Raw genomic sequence first — 22988 nt, 5'->3', positions numbered from 1 at the left:
TCCGGTATCCACGGCTAAGCTTGGTAGTGGCAGGCTCGCTGGATTGGTTTGGTCAATGGTCACTGCACCTAAGCTGCTCGCACTACCCACATTGCCCGCGGCATCCACTTGACGGATCTGTACGGTATCTGCGGTATAGCTGCCTTCGGCCAGGTTAAAGCTGTTGCCTGTTCCTGTCGTCCAAGTCGTACCACCATCGGTGCTGTATTGCCACAATGCGCCAGTTTCAAGACCCGTGGTATCCACATGGATCGTGCCATTGCTGCTGATGCCGTCACTGTTACTGCTTCCGGTATCCACGGCTAAGCTTGGTAGTGGCAGGCTCGCTGGATTGGTTTGGTCAATGGTCACTGCACCTAAGCTGCTCGCACTACCCACATTGCCCGCGGCATCCACTTGATGGATTTGCACCATCCCTGCGGTATAACTGCCTTCTGCCAGGTTAAAGCTGTTGCCTGTTCCTGTCGTCCAAGTCGTACCGCTATCGGTGCTGTATTGCCACAATGCGCCAGTTTCAAGACCCGTGGTATCCACATGGATCGTGCCATTGCTGCTGATGCCGTCACTGTTACTGCTTCCGGTATCCACGGCTAAGCTTGGCGCGGCCAGGCTCGCTGGATTAATAGTGTCTACTTCTGCTGACGCAGATACAGCAGTAGATTCATGATTTGCTGTATCTTTTATGCTGGCTTCAACAGTTAGAACGATACCTTCTGCTGGGGATGGTATTGGAATAATGACATTGATTACACCGTTTGCATCTGCAATAAGATCTCCCGCTACGACTAAATGTTCAACGTAGTCGTTACTACCTGCACCATAGTGAACAATAATCGTATCACCAACATTTACACCTTGCGCTGGTAAGGTAACTGTGACATCAACTGTTTGTTTACCTGCTGTTGTCGTAATTTCATTGGCAGTGATATATGCACTTCCATCACCAATCTTAACTGCTTCAGGAGGTATAACTGAACCAGTACTTCCCGTATCACCCGTGCCACCTGTGGTGCCAGTTTCTCCAGTAGAACCCGTGCCACCTGTAGTTCCAGTTTCACCGGTTGAGCCTGTACCACCTGTGGTGCCTGTTTCACCGGTAGAGCCTGTGCTGCCTGTAGTTCCAGTTTCGCCTGTTGAGCCTGTACCACCTGTGGTGCCTGTTTCACCGGTAGAGCCTGTGCCACCTGTAGTTCCAGTTTCACCGGTAGAGCCTGTACTACCCGTCGTGCCAGTTTCACCGGTAGAACCTGTGCCGCCTGTAGTTCCTGTTTCACCGGTAGAGCCAGTGCCACCTGTGGTGCCTGTTTCTCCAGTAGAACCCGTACCACCTGTGGTGCCTGTTTCACCGGTAGAGCCTGTGCTGCCTGTAGTTCCAGTTTCTCCAGTAGAGCCAGTACCCCCTGTAGTTCCAGTTTCTCCAGTAGAACCTGTACCGCCTGTAGTTCCAGTTTCACCGGTAGAGCCTGTCGTACCCGTTTCGCCAGTAGAACCCGTGCCACCTGTGGTGCCTGTTTCTCCAGTAGAACCCGTACCACCTGTGGTGCCTGTTTCACCCGTTGAGCCTGTGCTGCCTGTAGTTCCAGTTTCTCCAGTAGAGCCAGTACCACCTGTGGTGCCTGTTTCACCGGTAGAGCCTGTGCTGCCTGTAGTTCCAGTTTCGCCTGTTGAGCCTGTACCACCTGTGGTGCCTGTTTCACCGGTAGAGCCTGTGCCACCTGTAGTTCCAGTTTCACCGGTAGAGCCAGTCCCCCCTGTAGTTCCAGTTTCACCGGTTGAGCCTGTGCCACCTGTGGTGCCTGTTTCACCGGTAGAGCCAGTGCCACCTGTAGCTCCTGTTTCACCGGTAGAACCTGTGCCGCCTGTAGTTCCAGTTTCTCCAGTAGAGCCTGTGCCACCTGTGGTGCCTGTTTCTCCAGTAGAGCCAGTACCACCTGTGGTGCCTGTTTCACCGGTAGAGCCTGTGCTGCCTGTAGTTCCAGTTTCTCCAGTAGAGCCAGTACCCCCTGTAGTTCCAGTTTCTCCAGTAGAACCTGTACCGCCTGTAGTTCCAGTTTCACCGGTAGAGCCTGTCGTACCCGTTTCGCCAGTAGAACCCGTACCGCCTGTCGTGCCAGTTTCTCCAGTAGAACCCGTACCACCTGTGGTTCCAGTTTCACCGGTAGAGCCAGTACCCCCTGTAGTTCCAGTTTCACCAGTTGAGCCTGTGCCACCTGTCGTACCCGTTTCACCAGTTGAGCCTGTACCACCTGTCGTACCCGTTTCACCGGTAGAGCCTGTGCCACCTGTGGTGCCTGTTTCACCGGTAGAACCTGTGCCACCTGTGGTGCCTGTTTCACCGGTTGAGCCTGTGCTGCCTGTCGTACCCGTTTCACCGGTAGAGCCTGTGCTGCCTGTCGTACCCGTTTCACCGGTAGAGCCAGTACCGCCTGTGGTGCCTGTTTCACCGGTAGAACCTGTGCCACCTGTGGTGCCTGTTTCACCCGTAGAACCTGTGCCACCTGTGGTGCCTGTTTCACCCGTAGAACCCGTACCGCCTGTGATGCCCGTTTCACCAGTAGAGCCCGTACCGCCTGTGGTGCCGGTTTCACCAGTAGAGCCCGTGCCGCCTGTCGTGCCCGTTTCACCAGTAGAGCCTGTACCGCCTGTGGTGCCTGTTTCACCGGTAGAGCCTGTACCGCCTGTAGTTCCAGTTTCTCCAGTAGAGCCAGTGCCACCTGTGGTACCCGTTTCACCCGTTGAGCCTGTACCACCTGTGGTTCCAGTTTCACCGGTAGAGCCAGTACCCCCTGTAGTTCCAGTTTCACCAGTTGAGCCAGTGCCACCTGTGGTGCCCGTTTCACCGGTTGAGCCAGTACCGCCTGTGGTACCTGTTTCTCCAGTAGAGCCTGTGCCACCTGTGGTGCCTGTTTCACCGGTTGAGCCTGTGCTGCCTGTCGTACCCGTTTCACCGGTAGAGCCTGTGCTGCCTGTCGTACCCGTTTCACCGGTAGAGCCAGTACCGCCTGTGGTGCCTGTTTCACCGGTAGAACCTGTGCCACCTGTGGTGCCTGTTTCACCCGTAGAACCTGTGCCACCTGTGGTGCCTGTTTCACCCGTAGAACCCGTACCGCCTGTGATGCCCGTTTCACCAGTAGAGCCCGTACCGCCTGTGGTGCCGGTTTCACCAGTAGAGCCCGTGCCGCCTGTCGTGCCCGTTTCACCAGTAGAGCCTGTACCGCCTGTGGTGCCTGTTTCACCGGTAGAGCCTGTACCGCCTGTAGTTCCAGTTTCTCCAGTAGAGCCAGTGCCACCTGTGGTACCCGTTTCACCCGTTGAGCCTGTACCACCTGTGGTTCCAGTTTCACCGGTAGAGCCAGTACCCCCTGTAGTTCCAGTTTCACCAGTTGAGCCAGTGCCACCTGTGGTGCCCGTTTCACCGGTTGAGCCAGTACCGCCTGTGGTACCTGTTTCTCCAGTAGAGCCTGTGCCACCTGTGGTGCCGGTTTCACCGGTTGAGCCTGTGCCACCTGTGGTGCCTGTTTCACCGGTAGAGCCTGTGCCACCTGTCGTACCCGTTTCACCTGTACTTCCAGTATCTCCAGCACCACCCGTATAGGTCGTTGTGGCTGGCACAGATTCATTACCTGCAGCATCTTTTGCAGTAATGATTACAGATTCGCCATTTTTTAAACCTGTTTCCAGAGGCACACTAAAATGACCATCTGGGTCAACTGTACTTGTTCCAATCACATTGCCCGACGCATCTTTAATGGTAACAGTAGAGCCAGCTTCCGCTTTACCAGTCACAGTTAAACCATCTGTACTGACTGCCACATCTGTAGGTTCAGCAGGTGCAACCTTATCTGGCGTGTCCACAATCGTCGGATTTGAAATATTTCCAGCACTGTCTGTAGCAGTCACTGTGATTTTGCCGCCATCTGTAGGGCTACCAAGTTCCGTTTTAAAGGTACCGTCAGCTCCTGCCGTACTTGTTCCAATTACCTTGCCCGATGCATCTTTAATGGTAACGGTAGAGCCGGCTTCCGCTTTACCAGTCACGGTTAAACCATCTGTACTGACCTTCACATCTGTAGGGGCAGCTGGTGCTGTTGTATCAGAGAAATTTGATGTTTTATCACTACCGTGGCTATTGGCAGCTGCAATAGCAACTCCGCCACCTAGCGCAATTGCACCTACTGCAAGTAAAGTATCAGAAGTACCACTCTCATCATAAAGCAAAGGTTCTATATCAGATAGGGCGCTATAATTTACTGTTTTAACTAGACTTTCTTCAACATTGACTAAATAAAGTTTTCCATCAGCATTTTGAATAACCAGACTATTTGTTGTTTTATCATCCCCATCACTAAAATAATTATTAATTGTAATTTCTTTACCAGTATCTAATTTTATTATTAATGACTTGCCTTGCCGGCTAATTGCAGAAATCGTTTGAGGGTTTAAATGCTGAATAATGACTGAATTTCCCTCCCCTAAACTTATATTCTCTCCAATATTTTGTTGAATGGTTTGATGCGTAATTTTTGAAACAACTGATCCAGTCATGGTCTGTTTCCTCATATTTAATTTTCTTTCACTCTCACCCTATTAAAAAATCATAAAAATAAGAGTTAAAAGTCTGATTTTTTGCAACAATTCTTTTTCTCAAGTGGTAAACTTTTAAATGTCTACTGGTTTAGTCTACCTATTGTATATATAATTTTTTTTTGCTTAAATAGCAACAACATAATTTATTATTCATGAAGTTAATCATTTCAACAACCAGATAAAAAAGGATCTATCTATATGAAATTAATAATTTTTATTTATTCTTAGCGGTGATCAAATAATAAAAAAGGCTTATTTATCAATGATTAAAATTAAAAGAAACAAGATATGTCTTAATAAGATTCTCTTGATTTATCTTCTCAGTTTTACAACACAACATGGTTTTGCCCAAGAGGTTCCTCCTCCTTCTACTGGCTTGATCCACCACATCTTCAACGACTCTTCGAAAGATGACTTCAAAACCTTAAAATTAGCAGATGTTTCAAATTTCAATGTTGTACCTAATAGTCGTCTAAATGAACTCCCCATTGTTGGTAGAGAACCCCCTCCTTCAGACCAGAATATTCTTGCTCCTCACATTAGTCCAAAACAAACATTAAATTTAAATGAAGTGATTCTGATTGCTGTTGCACGCCACCCTTCTATCACCAGTGCAATTGCAGATCTATCAACACAAAACTCAAATATTCGGGTTGCGCAGGCCGCTTATTACCCTCAATTGTCTGGTGGTATCCAAACAGGTGATTTTGATTCGGCACAACGGGGACGGCAGGTTTACACCATCAACGCTTCTCAAATGGTTTATGATTTTGGAAAAACCAAAACCAATGTTGATATTCAAAAATCCAAACAGGTTTTAGAACAAGCCAATGTCCTAATTGCAATGGATCAGATTGCAACAGTGACCTCTCAGGCTGTTTTTAATGTTTTGCGTTATCGCTCATTAATGAATATCGCAGAAAAACAATTGCAAGGTTTGCAACGCCTATATGAAATCGCCCGATTACGTGCCAATGCTGGTATTAGTAGCCAAGCTGACCCCGTACAAGCCAAAAGTTATGTCGAATATGCACAGTCATATTTAATTACCCAACAAAGCAATTTAAGACAACAAGAACAAAAATTACGCACACTCTTAGGTTTTGATATATCAGCGACACAATTTATGATTCCAGATTCATTTATTCAAACATCTGGTTTATATAGTGCACCTCAGCTCAATACGATTCCAAGCATGATCGCAGCAGAGGCAGAGATTAATGTCGCAAAATACGAAAAAGAAAAAACCAAACTCAGCCCTTATCCGACGTTCTCTTTGGTTGGCTCGGTTAATAAAGCCCTTAATGGCATAAACCCCAATACAGGCCGACGTAACGATACAGATAGTTCCATTTATTTATCCATGAGTAGTAATTTTTATCAGGGGGGTGCAATACGGGCACAAATCAATTCTGCCAATTATGCAGAGCAAGCCGCAAAAGCAAAGTTAGATGCAGCTTATCTCAATGTCTTACAAAGTACACGTAATGATATGGAAATTATTGATAATGCCCAACGCCAAATCGAAATTTTACGTAATCGGGAACAATCCACAGAGAAAACTCAAGAGCTCTATGAAGAACAATACAAATTAGGCAAACGCTCAATTTTAGACTTATTGAGTTCAGAACAGTCCTATCACAGTTCAAAAGCCGAACGCGAAACCGTCCGCTTCGACATCTATAATACAATTACGGATTATATTGCTGTCGTTGGGAAAAGCCGTGATGTTTATGACCTAAATAATCAGAATATACAAGGTTTTGAGGTACAGCCATGAACCAAAGCATAATCACAGATCATCAATTTCAATCATGGCTGCAAGCCCTAAATATTATTGCATCACATTATCGAATTGAAGTTTCCCATGAACAACTTCTACTACAAACCCAATGGAACAAATATGAGCATGTTGATGATTTTTTACATGCGACGGTTCGACAAATTGGGTTAAAAATGCGTAAGGCAGATGCTAGGCTTAATCAGATTACCGCATGGCAACTGCCTTTAATTTTAGAACTGAACGATGGGCAAATTGCTGTTCTAGATAAAATTGATCAAACGGGGCAAATGAATCTTCAATTTAGTGGAGATCAGGGGTTATTTCAGAGCTTTCATGTTGATGAATTAGAACATCAGGTCAAACAAATTTATATTTGTCGTCCAGAAAGTTCCATTCCCGATATTCGGGTCGATGAATATATCAAACCGTACCAACAAAATTGGTTCTGGAAAATTATTTTACATGACTGGAAACGCTATATCGATATTGCGGTTGCTTCACTTGCTGCCAATATTTTAGCACTAGCAACCATTATTTTTTCCATGCAGGTTTATGACCGTGTTGTTCCTTCACAGTCTATCCCTACGCTCTGGGTTTTAGCAGGCGGTGTACTCATTGCTGCTATCCTTGAATTTATTTTGCGTATTTCTCGTGTGCATCTTTCAGACCTTTTAGGAAAAAGATCTGATTTAAAAATTTCCGATTATGTTTTTGGTCACGCCTTACATATCAAAAATAGCGCACGGTCAAAATCTACAGGAACCTTCATTTCACAAATCCGTGAACTGGAAAATGTTCGGGAACTTATTACTTCAACCACCATTGGCGCAGTTGCAGATTTACCCTTTTTCCTTTTATTTCTGTGTATTTTCTGGATTATCGGGGGCAATTTATTTTGGGTTATTTTACTCATTGTACCGTTAATGATTATCCCTGCCATTATCGCACAAAAGAAACTGGCTATTTTATCTCAGCAAGGCATGCGTGAAAGCGCAATTCGTAATGCCATTTTAGTTGAAGCGGTACAGGGAATTGAAGAAATTAAGCTCCTTCGTGCCGAACAACGCTTTCAAAACCAGTGGCATCATATGAATCAGGTTTCTGCTGATGTCGGCATGCAACAACGTAAAATCACAGGATGGCTCAATGCTTGGACAGCAAAATTACAGGGATTAACCTATGCCATTATTGTTTTAGTCGGCTGCTTTGCCGTTATTGATGGTTCAATGACAACAGGGGCACTGGTAGCCTGTTCAATTTTATCTTCTCGGATGCTAGCGCCTATTTCTCAAATTACGGCAGTCCTCGGACGCTGGCAGCAAGTGAAGGTGGCAAAGAAAGGACTGGATGACTTAATGCAAAAACCTGTCGATCATCCTGAACGTAGCAACATGATTCAGAAAAACAACATTCGGGGCGACTATCAATTCAGCAATGTTATCTTTAAATACAATGAAGATGATAATCAGGCTATTCTCAATATTCCAAACCTACACATCAAGGCTGGAGAAAAAATTGCAATTCTAGGGCGAAATGGTGCGGGAAAATCTTCACTGTTACAACTGCTCTCTGGAATGCAAACCACAACACAAGGCTCAATAACATTAGACCATATTGAAATGTCTCTCCTTGATCCTGACGATATTCGCCGAGATATGACCCTCCTCAATCAAGGTGCGCATTTGTTTTATGGCACCATCCGAGAAAATTTAAAACTTGGAGCCCCTACTGCAACAGACCAAGAAATTTTTCATGCTTTAAAAATTGCAAATGCGCTAGATATCGTGAATCAAAAGAAAGAAGGACTCGACCATCTTATTTTAGAAGGAGGGATTGGCTTTTCGGGTGGACAACGTCAGGCCTTACTTTTGGCACAACATATTTTGCGTGATACCAATATTGTGCTTTTTGATGAACCAAGCGCAGCACTCGATGATGTCAGCGAAAAAATCATTGTAGAACAGTTAAAAAAATGGTCTACACATCGAACTTTGGTTGTCGCAACACACCGCCCTGCGATTTTGCAATTGGTTGATCGGATTATTGTTCTTCATGAAGGACGAATCATTAAAGATGGACCACGCGATATTATATTAAACACTAATAAATCAAATACTTCGGAGAGTCAACATGGAGCAGCATAACGCATCGACTCAAGGAATACCAACATCAGCAACACCAACAAGACCTACCAACCCAACTGAAATGGTCACAAAAGAGCCGTCTTTACCCAGACCCTCATGGATCATCTGGATTATTATGATTGGGCTTTCAGTCTTATTTGTATGGGCGTGGTGGTTTAAACTAGAAGAAGTTTCAACAGGAACAGGGAAAGTTATTCCCTCTTCTAAAGAACAAATTATTCAATCTTTAGATGGCGGTGTGGTCACAAAACTAGATGTCAAAGAAGGAGATATTGTCAAAAAAGGACAAATTCTTGCCCAACTTGACCCAACACGATTTGAATCACAAGTCGGTGAAAGCCAATCCAAATTATACGCAGCCCAAGCAAAAGCAGCCCGATTGGAAGCTGAAGTCAATGGAACACCGCTGGTCTTTCCAAAATCTGTACGCCACATGTCGGGCCTTGTCCGAGAAGAAACCGCACTTTACGCTTCACGACGTGAAAATTTAAATGATTCAATCAATGGTTTAACGCATGCGCTTGGATTAGTCAAAAATGAATTGGCAATGACGGAACCACTGGTCACCAAAGGTGCTGCTTCGGAAGTGGAAGTGCTACGTCTCAAACGTGACATCAATAATTTTGAAAATCAAATTAGCGATAAACGCAATGACTACTACGTTAAAGCACGTGAAGAATTAGCTCAGGCCAATGCTGATATTCAATCGCTGCAACAAGTCATTAATGGTCGTAACGACTCGGTCAAGCGTTCAACCTTTTATGCTCCCGTGCGCGGTATTGTAAAAGAGCTTGAGGTGAATACCATTGGAGGGGTTATCCCACAAAATGGTAAAGTCATGACGATTGTACCTTTAGATGAACAACTTTTGATTGAAGCACGAATCTCACCAAAAGATATTGCATTCATTCATCCCGGACAGTCTGCACTGGTCAAAATTACCGCCTACGATTACTCAATTTATGGTGGACTAGCAGGAAAAGTCGTGGTGATCTCACCCGATACCCTGCGTGATGAAGTTAAACAAGACCAGTTCTATTATCGTGTTTATATCCGAACCAATACAGACAAATTAGTCAACAAAGCAGGCCAGAAATTTGCGATTACTCCCGGTATGGTTGCAACTGTCGATATTCAAACAGGTGAAAAAACCGTTTTAGACTACTTACTTAAACCATTTAACAAAGCTAAAGAAGCATTACGCGAACGTTAACACGCCTTCCCAATACGGCTTTTTATCCTTTTGATTCCCCGCGTTCCAAGATCAAAAGGATTTAAAAAGCCGTTTATAATTTTTTTACTTTTCAAGACGTCTCTTTTTCGGCAAACTTAAACGAGGTAGAGTTTCATCCACTTTTTTGCTAAGAATACCCTGAACGAAAGTCACATTCAGCCGTATTTTTAGCAAAAATATCTGGAATGAAAGTGTTACAATAGAACGTTTACAAATTTTCAGGGCAGCCCTCTTCGTGGTGCCTATTTATAAGTTAGGACTAGCAATGACTGATAATGCAACAATCTTGCAGCATGTACCAGTAGGCAAAAAAGTTGGTATTGCCTTTTCTGGTGGTTTAGATACTTCAGCAGCTTTATTGTGGATGAAACAAAAGGGTGCAGAGCCTTATGCGTATACTGCAAACTTGGGTCAACCAGATGAAGATGATTACGATGCCATTCCTAAAAAAGCAGAACAATATGGTGCAATTAAAGCACGTTTAGTTGACTGCCGTTTACAGTTGGCACTTGAAGGTATTGCTGCAATTCAATGTGGCGCATTTCATATCAGCACAGGCGGTGTACCTTACTTCAACACCACACCACTTGGTCGTGCGGTAACAGGAACCATGCTTGTTACTGCCATGAAAGAAGATGATGTCAATATCTGGGGCGATGGTTCTACTTATAAAGGAAACGACATCGAGCGTTTCTACCGTTACGGTTTGTTGACCAACCCTGCCCTTAAAATCTATAAACCTTGGTTAGACCAACAGTTTATTGATGAGTTGGGCGGTCGTGCTGAAATGTCTCAGTTCCTGATCGACAACGGTTTTGACTATAAAATGTCAAAAGAAAAAGCCTACTCAACTGACTCTAACATGCTAGGCGCAACTCACGAAGCGAAAGATCTTGAATACCTAAATGCAGGTATCAAAATCGTAGAGCCAATCATGGGCGTTGCTTTTTGGAAAGATGAAGTCGAAATTAAACCTGAAGAAGTTTCTGTTACTTTCGAAGAAGGTATGCCAGTTGCATTGAACGGTCAACGCTTTGACAATCCAGTTGAACTCATTCTTGAAGCAAACCGTATTGGTGGTCGTCATGGTTTGGGTATGTCTGATCAAATCGAAAACCGTATCATTGAAGCAAAATCTCGTGGTATCTATGAAGCACCGGGGATGGCACTACTTCATATCACTTATGAACGCCTTGTTACAGGGATTCATAACGAAGATACGATTGAACAATACCGCATCAACGGTTTACGTTTAGGTCGTTTACTTTACCAAGGTCGCTGGTTCGACTCTCAAGCATTGATGCTTCGTGAAACTGCACAGCGTTGGGTTGCAAAAGCAATTACAGGTACAGTAACACTTGAACTTCGTCGCGGTAATGACTTTACGATCATGAACACCGAGTCACCTAACCTGACTTATGAAGCAGAACGTCTAACCATGGAAAAAGGTGATTCAACCTTTACACCAATGGATCGTATCGGTCAGCTTACGATGCGTAATCTTGATATTATCGATACACGTGCAAAATTGGGTATCTATAGCAATGCAGGACTCTTGTCTATTGCACAAGGCTCGGCAGTACCACAATTAGAAAACAAGAAAAAATAATCTCTTTCTTGTCTCAAGGAAAAGTCAGCATAAAAATGCTGGCTTTTTTTTATGCTTTATTTAGATCATCTGAAATAACGTATTGGTAACTCTGATGCCGACCTAAAGTTTTGGCATGATACAACGCCTGATCTGCAAATAATAATAACATGTGAGGTGAAAAGTGTGGTTCACCTTGGTATAACATCACCCCAACACTAATCGTTACATAAGGTGCAATCTCTGACTTTTTATGCTCAATTTCCAATCGATCAATTTGATTAATCAACATTTCCGCTAATTCATTTGCATAATGAGCAGAAGTATTTGGAAATAAGACCACAAATTCTTCCCCGCCATAACGTGCTACAAAATCTGAATGTCGTATTTGATTTTGAATGGTCTGAGCAATTTTCTTTAAAACAACATCTCCTTGAGGATGTCCATAAAAATCATTATATGCCTTAAAATAATCAATATCGATAAACAACACCGCAAGTGGCGTCTGATTATATCGTGCTATCGTATAATATTGCTCTAACGTTTCATCCAAACTTCGACGATTAGAAATTGCTGTCAAACCATCACTATTACACAGCTTTAATAAACGAATGTTATAATCTTTTAAAATATATTGATCAATTTCAATAAGTTTGGTTTTTAAAAAACTGGTGCGCTCTTTATAATTAATAATCTTGGTAATTGCGAAACCGACTAGATTACTTCCAATAAAAACACGTGATGTCAAAATAGGATCAAAATCTATTCGTTGATGTATTAAAAATATAAAAACACCCAGTGTAGACAATATCCCCGAAACAAACATTTGAATCGGCTTTACACCTGTGGCCAAGTAGCCAAAAACAAAACCAAATGCAATAAAAATAAATTGTAACTTTAATGACACTGTATAGAGTGACATAATGAGAATCGAGGTTATAAAAATAACCCAATTCACTAAAAACAATGCAATATAACTAAACCACTGATCATTTTTTTTATTTTTGGCTAAAAAGAATAATAAAAATAAACACACTGCCCCATTCGAAACATTTAATGCACAACGCCAATAATCATGCGAATAATATTCATCTGGAATAATAAAATAATTTCGAACTAAAATAAAAAGACCAAAGACCAGATAAATAAGAATACCAGACCTGAAAAAGACCAGCAGACTATCCTTGTTTTTTTGCCGAAAATAAACCCAAAATTCAGCCTCGTAAGGCTCTGGTAGTGGATGCCCTGCTTTTCTCTCATGCTCGGTTAAAATTGCTGTAATTTCATGCTTTTGAGCTTGTAATGTCGCAATATCTGAGTTATATGTCATGCTTTAACCCTAAACATGCTTCCCCTCAGTTAAAATTAGCATAATTTTTAAAAATATATCCTTCTAATTACAACATTTCTTCTACTTGAAAGTTACCATTCTGACTTAAATTGCATTATCATTTACTTTATTTTTAGCTTGAATCCCCTTGAAAACGATTACACTTATTCAGCCAGATGATTGGCATGCTCATTTGCGTGATGGTCTTGCGCTAAAACGCACCGTCCCAGACCTCGCAAAACAGTTTTCCCGTGCGATTTGCATGCCGAATCTTGTTCCACCAGTAAAAACGGTTGAAGAAGCACAAGCATATCGTGAAAGAATTTTAAGCCATGTTCCTGAAGGCGTGGAATTTGACCCACGTATGGTGCTGTATTTTACCGACCATACTTCGCCTGAAGAAGTAAAAAAAATAAAAGATTCAGCGCATGTCAATGCGATTAAACTTTATCCTGCGGGTGCAACCACGAATTCCGACAATGGTGTCAGTGATATTCGTAAAGTTTATGCCGTCATTGAACAACTCGAAAAACATCAAGTTCCGCTGTTACTCCACGGTGAAGTGACACATTCACATATTGATATTTTTGATCGTGAAAAACGCTTTTTAGATGAAGTGCTTTCTCCGTTATTAAAACAATTTCCTGAACTCAAAATTGTTCTCGAACACATCACCACCAGTGAAGCAGCGCATTTTGTCTTAGAACAAGACCGTAATGTTGCAGCGACCATTACACCTCAGCACTTATTGTTTAACCGCAATGATATGTTGGTCGGTGGTATTAAACCGCATTTTTATTGCTTACCCATCTTAAAACGCCAGCAACACCAAACCACATTGCTTGAAGTGGCAACCAGTGGTAATCCTAAATTTTTCCTAGGAACAGATAGCGCACCACATGCGCAACATGCCAAAGAAAATGCTTGTGGCTGTGCGGGTTGTTATAGTGCACCAACCGCCATTGAACTTTATGCGCAAGCATTTGATCAGATGGGTAAAATTGACCGTTTAGAAGGCTTTGCAAGCTTCTTTGGTGCAGACTTCTATGGCTTGCCACGCAACACCAACACCATTACATTGGCGCAAGAAGAACAAGTAATTCCTGAAAGTTTCGACTATTTGGATAATCAAAAAATTATCCCGCTTTATGCAGGTAAAACCATCCAATGGAGAAAAGTGTGACTGATTCAACGGCTCCAATCATAGGTCAACGTTTTCGAGGTTTTCTACCTATTGTCGTCGATGTCGAAACTGCGGGTTTTAATGCGCAAACCGATGCTCTACTTGAAATTGCATGTATTCCTATTCTTTACAATGAACAAGGTCAATTTGTGCCAGGTGAGGCATTACATGCACATATCAACCCTTTTGAAGGGGCAAATCTAGACCGAAGATCACTCGATTTTATTGGGATTGACCCCTTCAATCCACTACGGGTTGCTATGGCAGAAGATGAGAAGTCAGCTTTAAAACGTATTTTTAAAGAACTAACTGCTGTTCGTCGTCAACAACAATGTACTCATGCCGTTTTGGTTGGGCACAATGCACATTTCGACTTAGGGTTCTTACAAGCAGCAATTGCTCGGACAGGAACTAAAAATCAGAGTCCTTTTCACAGTTTTTCTGTGTTTGATACCGTGACTTTAAGTGCAGTTATGTTTGGACAAACGGTTTTAGCAAAATCATGTATTCAGGCAGGAATTGAGTTTGATGGTAAAGAAGCTCACTCTGCTTTATACGATACACAGAAGACTGCTGAACTGTTTTGCTATATTTTAAACAAACTCGCACCACATGTACTTGACAGTTTGGTGGCGGATCAATAAGATACCGCCATCCTCACAACGTCCCTATCGTCTAGAGGCCTAGGACATCGCCCTTTCACGGCGGTAACCGGGGTTCGAATCCCCGTAGGGACGCCATCTATTTATTTCCTTTATATTTTTTTATTAAAACGATGCAAATAGCACAATCAAAAATGGTGCGAGCAGCGTTAATATAAATCCACTAAAAATTGCAATCTGTACCTCTAACGCTGAACAGCTCTTTTTTACAAAAAGCAAAGTTGAATCCATTGATGTTGCACCACATATACCAATCACAGGATATGGCATGCGTTGTCCAAGCAAATACAACAAACCAATCGCATAAAACTCACGCATTAAATCAGTCAATAAGGCAAAACTACCTAATTCAGGATTGGTGAGCGTTGCAATCAGCGACCCCGACAAACTAAACCAACCAAAACCACTGCCAACCATCATTAAAGTGGTTGCAGAGTAATGCGTAAATAATGACAAAATGCCTGCCGAAACCACCATCGCCAAAATTGTAATAATAGGCACACTAAAATGGCGTTTGGTTAAGCTTTGCAACTGTACCGTAGAGAAATCCACACCAATAAAAAAAATAAGTATATACAATAGATTACTTGCTAAATGTTCTGTCGAGAACTTTTGATTGAAGCCTACATACAAAACAATCCCAAACACCACCATCAACATGGCAATCACACATTCTTTGATTGGACTTAAAACATCTTTTAAGCTGCGCATCGCCACATTTGCTTTAGACAATTCCGTTTTTCGATACAAAAATAAAAAAGTTACACCCGACAACACTGAAGCATAGAGCAAAGCATGCAACAAGACCGATATGCCAATTTGTGGATTAGCAAGTACTTCAGCAAATTGAAAGCCTATAGCAACCAGTAGTAGCCACACCAAATAGGTAATGCTTCGAATTATTTTTTGTTTTAGCGATGCGGCAGCAAACTTTCCAAAACCCCATCCCAAAACCAAAGCCAATAAAATGGGTACTAATGAACTAAACAATACGCTCAACATTTTAATTTTTATCCAAATTTAAGTCATACAAAACTTTTGCTAATGTAGCATTTTTCGATAATACTAACGAATAAGACAACTTTAAGTTCACTATTGCACATTTAATGGTTTTCTCTACAATAACCCGCTTCATTATTCTGTATTTTTATTTTTCATGCAGTCATCTCAAACTCCGAATGATGCTTCGCATCAGGGCAATTCTGCGCCACTCAAACGCGCTATGAGTACCCGACACCTCGTGATGCTATCACTAGGTGGTGCCATTGGCACAGGCCTGTTTTTAGGTTCGGGTGAAGTCATTGCACAAACGGGGCCTGTAGGTGCCATTATCTCTTATTTCCTAGGCGGTTTAATTGCATACATGGTGATGCTCTGCTTAGGTGAACTTGCTGTACACATGCCTGTTTCAGGGTCATTTGGCGAATATGCCAATCGATATATCGGCCCAGCTACAGGTTATATGATTACTTGGCTATATTGGCTGACATGGACAGCCACACTGGGAACTGAATTTACCGCAGCCGCTTTGCTGATGCAGGAATGGTTTCCACACGTTTCCATGTGGATTTGGACTGTTATCTTTGCAGCTTTGGTCTTTATCTTAAATATCAGCTCCACCCGCATGTTTGCCGAATCTGAATTCTGGCTAGCACTGGTAAAAGTCGTCACAGTTATTGGCTTTATTCTGTTGGGACTGCTGGCAATTTTTGGCATTATCCCATTTCATAGCATGCACCATGCACCGCTATTTCATAACCTGACGGCTCAGGGCTGGTTCCCTCAAGGGTTATTTCCAATCTTCTCGACAATGCTGATTGTAAACTTTGCCTTTTCTGGAACTGAACTGATTGGTGTTGCTGCTGGAGAAACAGAAGATCCTGCACAGAATGTTCCAAAAGCAATTAATGCTGCCATTTGGCGTTTACTGATTTTCTTTGTTGGTACCATTATTGTCATTAGTGCATTACTGCCATACCAACAAGCAGGCTTAAGCTCAAGCCAAGTCAGCAGCAGCCCTTTTGTGACGGTATTTAGCTATATTGGTATTCCATACGCTGAAGATATTATTCGTTTTGTGATTATCACGGCATTGCTTTCTGCTGCAAATTCAGGTTTATACGCTGCATCACGCATGATGTGGGCGCTCTCTGCCAAAAAGCAATTGCCACGTATTTTTGCCAAACTTACTAAATCAGGAACACCGATTGTTGCCATTATTGTCACCATGTTTGGTGCCATTCCAGGGTTACTTTCGGAACAATTTGCGCCTGAAACTATTTTCAAAAACTTGTTAGGTGTTGCGGCATTTACGATGGTAATTGTCTGGATTGCGATTTGCGTCTGCCAATTCAATTTCCGTCGACAATGGTACAAATCTGGACATAAAGTCGGTGATTTACGCTTTGCTGCGCCATTTTTCCCACTTACTCCAATCTTAGGTTTTGCATTCTGTGTTATTACCTGTATTAGCATGACCCAAGACAGTTCTATGCTTCCAGGTTTTTATAGCTGCCTTATCTTTATTGCGCTGTGCTACCTAAGCCATTTTATCTTTTATAGAAAACAAACAGATTGATTTTTAACTCTCTGTTTTGATAAAAAAGTGTAGCTAAGTGCTGCACTTTTTTATATCAGTAGATATCGCAAAGATTAAACTTCATTTTATAATTTTAGATTTGTACACTCATTATTTTACATACGGCATAAACCCGTCATATCTAAATACTCAAGCACTCTGGTTACATTGACTCAAAAGTCTTCATTCATATTATGTAGCCAAACAGGCTACTCATACACACATTCAAAATTCTCCCTTTATTGGAAAAATGATGATGAGCTATATCAATTCGGATATTTGAGCAGAACAATATAAAGATTTAGTCCTTCATTTACCTCACAGCCTTGTAATATTTTAGAGCGCTATCTTGATCATCATGTATCACATCCAACAACACTGTGAATGAATAGTATGAGCATTCTTTGCTCAGAAAAATCACTTAAACCTGTTCCCGATGCAAATTTTTCTCTGTTTATTTTTCACTGTTGCAAATCATTTGATCAAGATATTGCTCAAGCAACCACAAAAAATGAACAACCATTTATAGCATCTCGCATCGTTAGATGTATTTTTAACCAATCAAAAATTTTTAAGTTTCATTAAAAATATCTAGACCCAATCTTTTTTCACCACAGTAACCCATTCAATATGATGATATTTCCAGCAAAAATCATATTTTTTCGATAAATTTAATATTTTTTAAACAAACACCTTAAAAAACTTACTTTTTTCTCAAAAAGTGTTTGACACTTTTTTATATTCCCCCTAATATACGCCCACCTTCTGATGTGTCCCTATCGTCTAGAGGCCTAGGACATCGCCCTTTCACGGCGGTAACCGGGGTTCGAATCCCCGTAGGGACGCCACTAAATCTGAAAATTTAGGCAAGTTATCATTAGGTAATGCCTCATATAAGTCCCTATCGTCTAGAGGCCTAGGACATCGCCCTTTCACGGCGGTAACCGGGGTTCGAATCCCCGTAGGGACGCCAAATTCTAAAAAGCCCAGTTCAATACACGACTGGGCTTTTTTCTATCTAAAAATTGCATTTCTTCAATATCAAGATTTCACAATCTCACCAAGCCATAAATGGTGATGTATACGTTCTCTTAGTTCCAGCTTGGGTCTCTCTCGTTTTTTATCAGTCGTATTGCGCCCAAGAATAAAACCAATGATAAGCCCCGTTGCAAATATCAAAACTACACTCATGTTAAATTACTCTAATTCTTTGGGTGCATTTTAAACGAGTTTAGATAAATTATCTTTTAAAAACAAAAGTGATTTTATTCAAACCATTTTTTAATCATGCAAAAAAAGATGATCTCAGATCCTTCACAGCCATACCTTGAATCTCTTACACCTGTTATTTCTACTAGAAAATCTTGAACGTATTTGAGTGTAATTTTTTATAACTCATCTTACGTCCATTTTTAGAAATCTTCTGCAACCCTAAAAGCCTAAAGATAATCTCGGCTTAAACAAACAATTTAGATTGTGATATTTTTTATAATGAATGGCTCTTGTAAATGACATATTCAAAGTTGTTGGTGTACCGATATTTTTATCAAACATCGATACACCAACGGTTAAATCAAAAATGCAGACTTACTTTTAATATTGAAGAATATTCGCGTTAATTTTAGTCCATGTAATTTGATTCGATAAATGCATGTTTCTCATGGTTGCTGAAAGTGGTCTTGATGCATTTGTTCCATTAAAGATAAATCTTGATGCACCATTTACAGTGATATTGTTATAGCTGATATCATGCCAATACGCTTTGGTATTTCCCGATTTTTTCTCATACACCGTATCCATTACAATCGCATTTGGAACATTAGTCATCGTCACTTGATTGTAGTGAATATTTGCAACTTCACCCGACGCAGATTGATCGCTCTTGATTCGCAGTCCATTGGTCGTACCACTGAGCGTCAAACCATTCACATCAATATTATAAACACCATCCGTCGTTTCACTTCCAATTGATAGACCATGACCAGCTCCAAATCTATTATCAATGAAACTCATATTCGTTGAAGAACCTGCGGATGGATTGGCTTTAATCGCCACATTGTCATCGCCTGTGCTGATATAACTATGTGTAACCGTAACGTTTCTAGATGAGATTGGGTCAATACCATCGGTATTACGTGCTGTTGCTGGTGTATCGATTGTCACCCCCCACGCGGTTAAACCATCCCCCTGTTTGAATACAACATGGAAGTTTGGTGAATTTCTTAAAGTAATTTTATATAAGGTGATATTATGACCATTATTAATTTGGATTAAACGCGGTGCGTTTTGCTTCTTGCCAGATGTTTTCGCCTGTTGTGCCAAGTTCCACCAACTGATATTTTTATCACTCAATGTCACCCCACCTTGCCCATCTATGCTGCCTAAACCATAAATACCTGAATTGGAAGCCGAGTTCATAGTAATCAATGCAGAGCATCCATTACCTTTTGTATCTAGCGTTCCACAGGTTCTATTGCCATTATCAAAAGCACTGGCTCTGTTTAAGGCATGTAAAATCGCACCTTGGTCAACCCACAGGCTTACACCTGATGGAATAACCAATGGGCCTGAATAAAAATTGCGTTGCGAACCTTGAACAATTAATTTTACGGCATGGCCACTTGAACAATTATTCAATGCAGTTTGAATCATCCGTGTTGTATCACTTCCTGTTGCTTTTAAAGTAGCACATGAGGAAGGAATCACTGGCTCCCGAACAGTTCGTGTATCTGATGCTGATGCGATTTGAATCATAGATAAACCGGCACATAACACCATCCCTGTCGAATAAACACGAGCAGAATTAAACATAAAACGATACCCCAAGAAAAAAGTAGTATTATTGGTTTTAACTTTTTTATACCAACCTGAGTTCGATATAAAAAATAGATATATAGAACACATATAAGAAAAGCCTTGTATTTGCAACAAATTGATTTTAAAAAACAAAATACTACAAAACAAAGCTTTTCCGCGAACTACATTATCGGAGAATTCTGAAATTCAGATTAATTTTACAAAATATTTGATGCCCAATTTACCAAAGCATTTAACGCCAATATCAACAATAAAAACCAATACTTAGCTTATTTAAAGCACCAGTTATCCTCATTTTATTTTAAAAATTTGCTTTTCGATTTTTTTAATATTTTTATTGCCCAATGCCCATTCCATTTTTCAAAAACCCATCTTTTTCTAATATCATTAGCAAAAACCAATGTATTAAAATGATGCCCAATTGAACATTTGCTATATCATTCAATCTTAAATTTCTTAGTCGATGTTATAGCGATTTTGATGGCTTGTTTGTTCCCAATCAACCAAAATCTAGTATTGACTCGCTTCGATTAATTGTTGGGTATAGGCCATTTGAGGTGTTTTAAATAATTGTTCTGTTGGCTGAAATTCAACTACCTGAGCCTGATGCAAAACCAAAACCTGCTGGCACAATGCTCGTACAATCTGTAAGTCATGGCTAATCAGCAAATAACTCATGTCAAATTGCTGCTGTAAACGTCTTAGCAATGTGACAATGCCACGTTGTGTGGTTCGGTCTAAAGCTGACGTTGGCTCATCTAAAATGAGTAATTTAGGCTGTAAAATTAAAGCCCTTGCTAAAATTACTCGCTGCCGTTGCCCACCTGATAATTCATGCGGGTAACGTGTTAAAAATGAAGTCGGTAACTCAACATAACCCAAAGCTTGTTCAATCTGCTGTTGGCGTTGTTTGTCATTTAAGTTCCCTTTTAATATAAGCCCTTCGGCAATCAGCTCTGCAACCGTTAGGCGTGGGTTTAAACTACTGTATGGGTCTTGGAATACCATTTGAAATTGCGTACGTTGCGGGCGCAATGCTTTCTCTTTTAACAGGTTTAAATCCTGCCCTAGTAGCACAATTTGCCCTTCACTAGGTAACAACCTTGCCACAGCCAAAGCCAATGAGGTTTTTCCCGAACCACTTTCCCCCACAATACCAATCGACTCCCCTTGCATCAAAGTCAGGTTCATCGCCTCAAGTGCTGTTGTAAAGTCAGTGATGTGGTTCAACCACCCACGTTTTCTTGGGAATTTGACACTCAGTTGTTTGAGTTCTAATAGAACCTGTTGTGAATCTATATGAAGTGCCCGTCCAAAGTCCTGTTGGAGTAAATGGCGGGTATAGGCTTGCTGTGGTTGTTCAAATACCTGTTGGATATGACCTTGTTCGATAACCTGTCCCTGATTCATCACTACGACTTCATCAGCATAATGTCGAACCAATGCCAGATCATGACTAATCAGAATCATTGCCATGTTACGTTGTTGCTGTAATTTTTTCAGGAGTTGCAGAATTTGTGCCTGCAAAGTGACATCTAAAGCCGTTGTAGGTTCATCAGCAATAAGTAGGTCTGGGTCTTGTGCCAACGCCATCGCAATCATCACCCGTTGACGTTGCCCACCCGACAGTTGATGTGGGTAAGATTTAAGTTTTTGCTCGGGATCGGTAATGCCGACATCCTGTAAAAGCTCAATCACTTTTTGCTGTACCACATGACGACTCATGCCCTGTAACAGCAAAGTTTCTCCAATAATTTTTTCAACCCGATGCAATGGATTTAAAGCGGTCATCGGTTCCTGAAAAATCATGGCAATTTTCTGGCCGCGCAAATTTTGCAATTGTGCCTGATCATAAGGCAATATCGTTTGCCCCTGAAATGTGATCTGTCCTGTGACCTGTAGCGTTTCGGGTAATAGACCTAAAATCGCCAAATTACTTAAGGATTTCCCCGAACCACTTTCACCTACAAACGCAAGTGTTTTCCCTGCGGCAAGCTCAAAATTTAGATTTTGTACCAAAGTCTGCTGCGGACTTTGTATGGTCAAATGCTCAACTTTCAACAATAGATTAGTGTTGTCTTGGATCGAATGCGTCACGGGTTGCCTCTCCAATACAAATCAATAATGACAAAACAAGTGCCAAGGTAAAAAAGCCAGATAAAGCCAACCACGGTGCATTTAAATTATTTTTACCCTGTAGCAATAATTCACCTAAAGAAGCGGCATCGGGTGGAAGTCCATAGCCTAAAAAATCCAGTGCTGTCAGTGCTGTAATATTAGCAGTCAACATAAATGGCAGTTGCGATAAACTCGAACTCATGGCATTGGGTAAAATATGCCGCCACATGATCAGATAATCAGGCACACCCAAAGCCTGAGCCGCACGGACATAGTCCAGATTACGTGCACGTAAAAATTCAGCACGAACCAGCCCCACCAAAGACGTCCAGCCAAAAAGTAGCATAATCAAAAATAACCACGAAACACTCGGGGTAAACATGCTCACCAAAATCATCACGATGAACAACATCGGCAAACCACCCCAGACTTCTAAAACACGTTGCCCGATTAAGTCAACCCATCCGCCATAGTAACCCTGTATCGCACCAATCAAGATACCAAACACCGCCGAGCCGAATGTCAATGCAAAACCAAAAAGTAATGAAACTCTTAGGCCATATAAAATACGGGCAAACACATCTCGTCCCTGATCGTCTGTGCCAAGCCAGTTCTCAGTTGTGGGTTTTGAAGGGACAGGAATACTTAATTCCAGATTTGGCGTTTGTGCGGCATAACGAACCATTGGCCACACCATCCAGCCTTGTGCATTAATCAGTTTTTGTACCGCAGGGTCTTTATAATCTGCCTCTGTTTCAAACACGCCCCCAAAAGTCGTTTCAGGGTAGCTGTGTAGCATAGGAAAATAATCATGCTGCTGATAACGTACAAACAAGGGTTTATCATTGGCAATCAGTTCCGCACCAAGGGATGCAATAAAAATCAGACTGAATAAAATGAAACTGATCCAGCCAAGTTTATGCTGTTTAAATCGTTGTAGTCTTGCCTGCATCAAAGGTGACAT

Annotated in this window: 13 protein-coding genes and 3 tRNA genes; 10 read left to right on the top strand and 6 right to left on the bottom strand. The window is 41.7% G+C overall.

Annotation, left to right across the window (positions count from 1 at the left end):
* Window positions 1-4545: BapA prefix-like domain-containing protein (locus ABDV70_RS05160; protein ID WP_343595937.1), on the bottom strand; the 4545-nt coding region annotated here is incomplete at its 3' end.
* Between the two features lie 349 nt (window positions 4546-4894).
* Here ABDV70_RS05160 and ABDV70_RS05155 point away from each other — a divergent pair.
* The 4 genes from ABDV70_RS05155 (at window position 4895) to argG (ending at window position 11357) form a co-directional block, all read left to right on the top strand.
* Window positions 4895-6367, top strand: coding sequence for a TolC family protein (locus ABDV70_RS05155; protein ID WP_343595935.1), 1473 nt, complete (start codon window positions 4895-4897; stop codon window positions 6365-6367).
* A gap of 8 nt (window positions 6368-6375) precedes the next feature.
* A complete protein-coding gene (locus ABDV70_RS05150) occupies window positions 6376-8514 on the top strand; it encodes a type I secretion system permease/ATPase (RefSeq protein ID WP_343595975.1) in 2139 nt (712 codons plus the stop codon).
* Window positions 8515-8575: 61 nt separating this feature from the next.
* Window positions 8576-9727 carry an HlyD family type I secretion periplasmic adaptor subunit gene (locus tag ABDV70_RS05145; RefSeq protein ID WP_343595974.1) on the top strand — a complete coding sequence of 384 codons (1152 nt, stop codon included), beginning with the start codon at window positions 8576-8578 and terminating at the stop codon, window positions 9725-9727.
* Between the two features lie 286 nt (window positions 9728-10013).
* On the top strand, window positions 10014-11357 hold the full coding sequence (gene argG, locus ABDV70_RS05140) for an argininosuccinate synthase (RefSeq protein ID WP_343595933.1): 1344 nt from the start codon (window positions 10014-10016) through the stop codon (window positions 11355-11357).
* A gap of 49 nt (window positions 11358-11406) precedes the next feature.
* On the opposite strand, the gene ABDV70_RS05135 is transcribed toward argG, so the two are convergent.
* Window positions 11407-12666 carry a GGDEF domain-containing protein gene (locus ABDV70_RS05135; RefSeq protein ID WP_343595932.1) on the bottom strand — a complete coding sequence of 420 codons (1260 nt, stop codon included), beginning with the start codon at window positions 12664-12666 and terminating at the stop codon, window positions 11407-11409.
* A 148-nt stretch (window positions 12667-12814) separates the two neighbouring features.
* On the opposite strand from ABDV70_RS05135, the gene pyrC reads away from it, so the two are divergent.
* From pyrC to ABDV70_RS05120, 3 genes are all read left to right on the top strand, one after another.
* Entirely contained in the window at window positions 12815-13849 is a 1035-nt protein-coding gene (gene pyrC / locus ABDV70_RS05130) for a dihydroorotase (RefSeq protein ID WP_343595931.1), read from the top strand.
* Window positions 13834-14493, top strand: coding sequence for a ribonuclease T (gene rnt, locus ABDV70_RS05125; protein WP_343595930.1), 660 nt, complete (start codon window positions 13834-13836; stop codon window positions 14491-14493). Before pyrC ends, rnt begins: the two co-directional genes overlap by 16 nt.
* Before the next feature lie 20 nt (window positions 14494-14513).
* Window positions 14514-14589, top strand: a tRNA-Glu gene (locus tag ABDV70_RS05120).
* A gap of 27 nt (window positions 14590-14616) precedes the next feature.
* Here ABDV70_RS05120 and ABDV70_RS05115 read toward each other — a convergent pair.
* Window positions 14617-15513 (bottom strand): lysine exporter LysO family protein, encoded by an 897-nt coding sequence (locus tag ABDV70_RS05115; protein WP_343595928.1) that lies wholly within the window; start codon window positions 15511-15513, stop codon window positions 14617-14619.
* Window positions 15514-15667: 154 nt separating this feature from the next.
* Here ABDV70_RS05115 and ABDV70_RS05110 point away from each other — a divergent pair, with 154 nt between their 5' ends.
* The 3 genes from ABDV70_RS05110 to ABDV70_RS05100 all read left to right on the top strand — a co-directional run bounded on the left by ABDV70_RS05110 (window position 15668) and on the right by ABDV70_RS05100 (window position 18062).
* Complete coding sequence (locus ABDV70_RS05110) at window positions 15668-17089, top strand: amino acid permease (RefSeq protein ID WP_343595926.1); 1422 nt, start codon at window positions 15668-15670, stop codon at window positions 17087-17089.
* A gap of 772 nt (window positions 17090-17861) precedes the next feature.
* Window positions 17862-17937, top strand: a tRNA-Glu gene (locus ABDV70_RS05105).
* 49 nt (window positions 17938-17986) lie between these two features.
* Window positions 17987-18062 (top strand) — tRNA-Glu (locus tag ABDV70_RS05100).
* A 620-nt stretch (window positions 18063-18682) separates the two neighbouring features.
* Here ABDV70_RS05100 and ABDV70_RS05095 read toward each other — a convergent pair.
* The 3 genes from ABDV70_RS05095 to ABDV70_RS05085 all read right to left on the bottom strand — a co-directional run bounded on the left by ABDV70_RS05095 (window position 18683) and on the right by ABDV70_RS05085 (window position 22988).
* Window positions 18683-19900 (bottom strand): glycosyl hydrolase family 28 protein, encoded by a 1218-nt coding sequence (locus tag ABDV70_RS05095; protein ID WP_343595925.1) that lies wholly within the window; start codon window positions 19898-19900, stop codon window positions 18683-18685.
* A gap of 516 nt (window positions 19901-20416) precedes the next feature.
* Complete coding sequence (locus ABDV70_RS05090) at window positions 20417-22003, bottom strand: dipeptide ABC transporter ATP-binding protein (RefSeq protein ID WP_343595924.1); 1587 nt, start codon at window positions 22001-22003, stop codon at window positions 20417-20419.
* A complete protein-coding gene (locus ABDV70_RS05085; protein ID WP_343595923.1) occupies window positions 21975-22988 on the bottom strand; it encodes an ABC transporter permease in 1014 nt (337 codons plus the stop codon). The genes ABDV70_RS05090 and ABDV70_RS05085 overlap by 29 nt, the downstream gene beginning before the upstream one ends.

It is taken from the genome of Acinetobacter sp. (genome assembly GCF_039596015.1).
In the GTDB taxonomy this organism is placed as follows: Bacteria; Pseudomonadota; Gammaproteobacteria; order Pseudomonadales; family Moraxellaceae; genus Acinetobacter.
This window is presented reverse-complemented; position numbering and strand designations above follow the sequence as displayed.

Bases quoted from the DNA above. Each gene is read 5' to 3' on its own strand.
- ABDV70_RS05110 (WP_343595926.1), top strand. From the start codon at position 15,668: ATGCAGTCATCTCAAACTCCGAATGATGCTTCGCATCAGGGCAATTCT.
- rnt (WP_343595930.1), top strand. From the start codon at position 13,834: ATGGAGAAAAGTGTGACTGATTCAACGGCTCCAATCATAGGTCAACGT.
- ABDV70_RS05135 (WP_343595932.1), bottom strand. From the start codon at position 12,666: ATGACATATAACTCAGATATTGCGACATTACAAGCTCAAAAGCATGAA.
- ABDV70_RS05115 (WP_343595928.1), bottom strand. From the start codon at position 15,513: ATGTTGAGCGTATTGTTTAGTTCATTAGTACCCATTTTATTGGCTTTG.
- ABDV70_RS05085 (WP_343595923.1), bottom strand. From the start codon at position 22,988: ATGTCACCTTTGATGCAGGCAAGACTACAACGATTTAAACAGCATAAA.
- ABDV70_RS05145 (WP_343595974.1), top strand. From the start codon at position 8,576: ATGGTCACAAAAGAGCCGTCTTTACCCAGACCCTCATGGATCATCTGG.
- argG (WP_343595933.1), top strand. From the start codon at position 10,014: ATGACTGATAATGCAACAATCTTGCAGCATGTACCAGTAGGCAAAAAA.
- ABDV70_RS05095 (WP_343595925.1), bottom strand. From the start codon at position 19,900: ATGTTTAATTCTGCTCGTGTTTATTCGACAGGGATGGTGTTATGTGCC.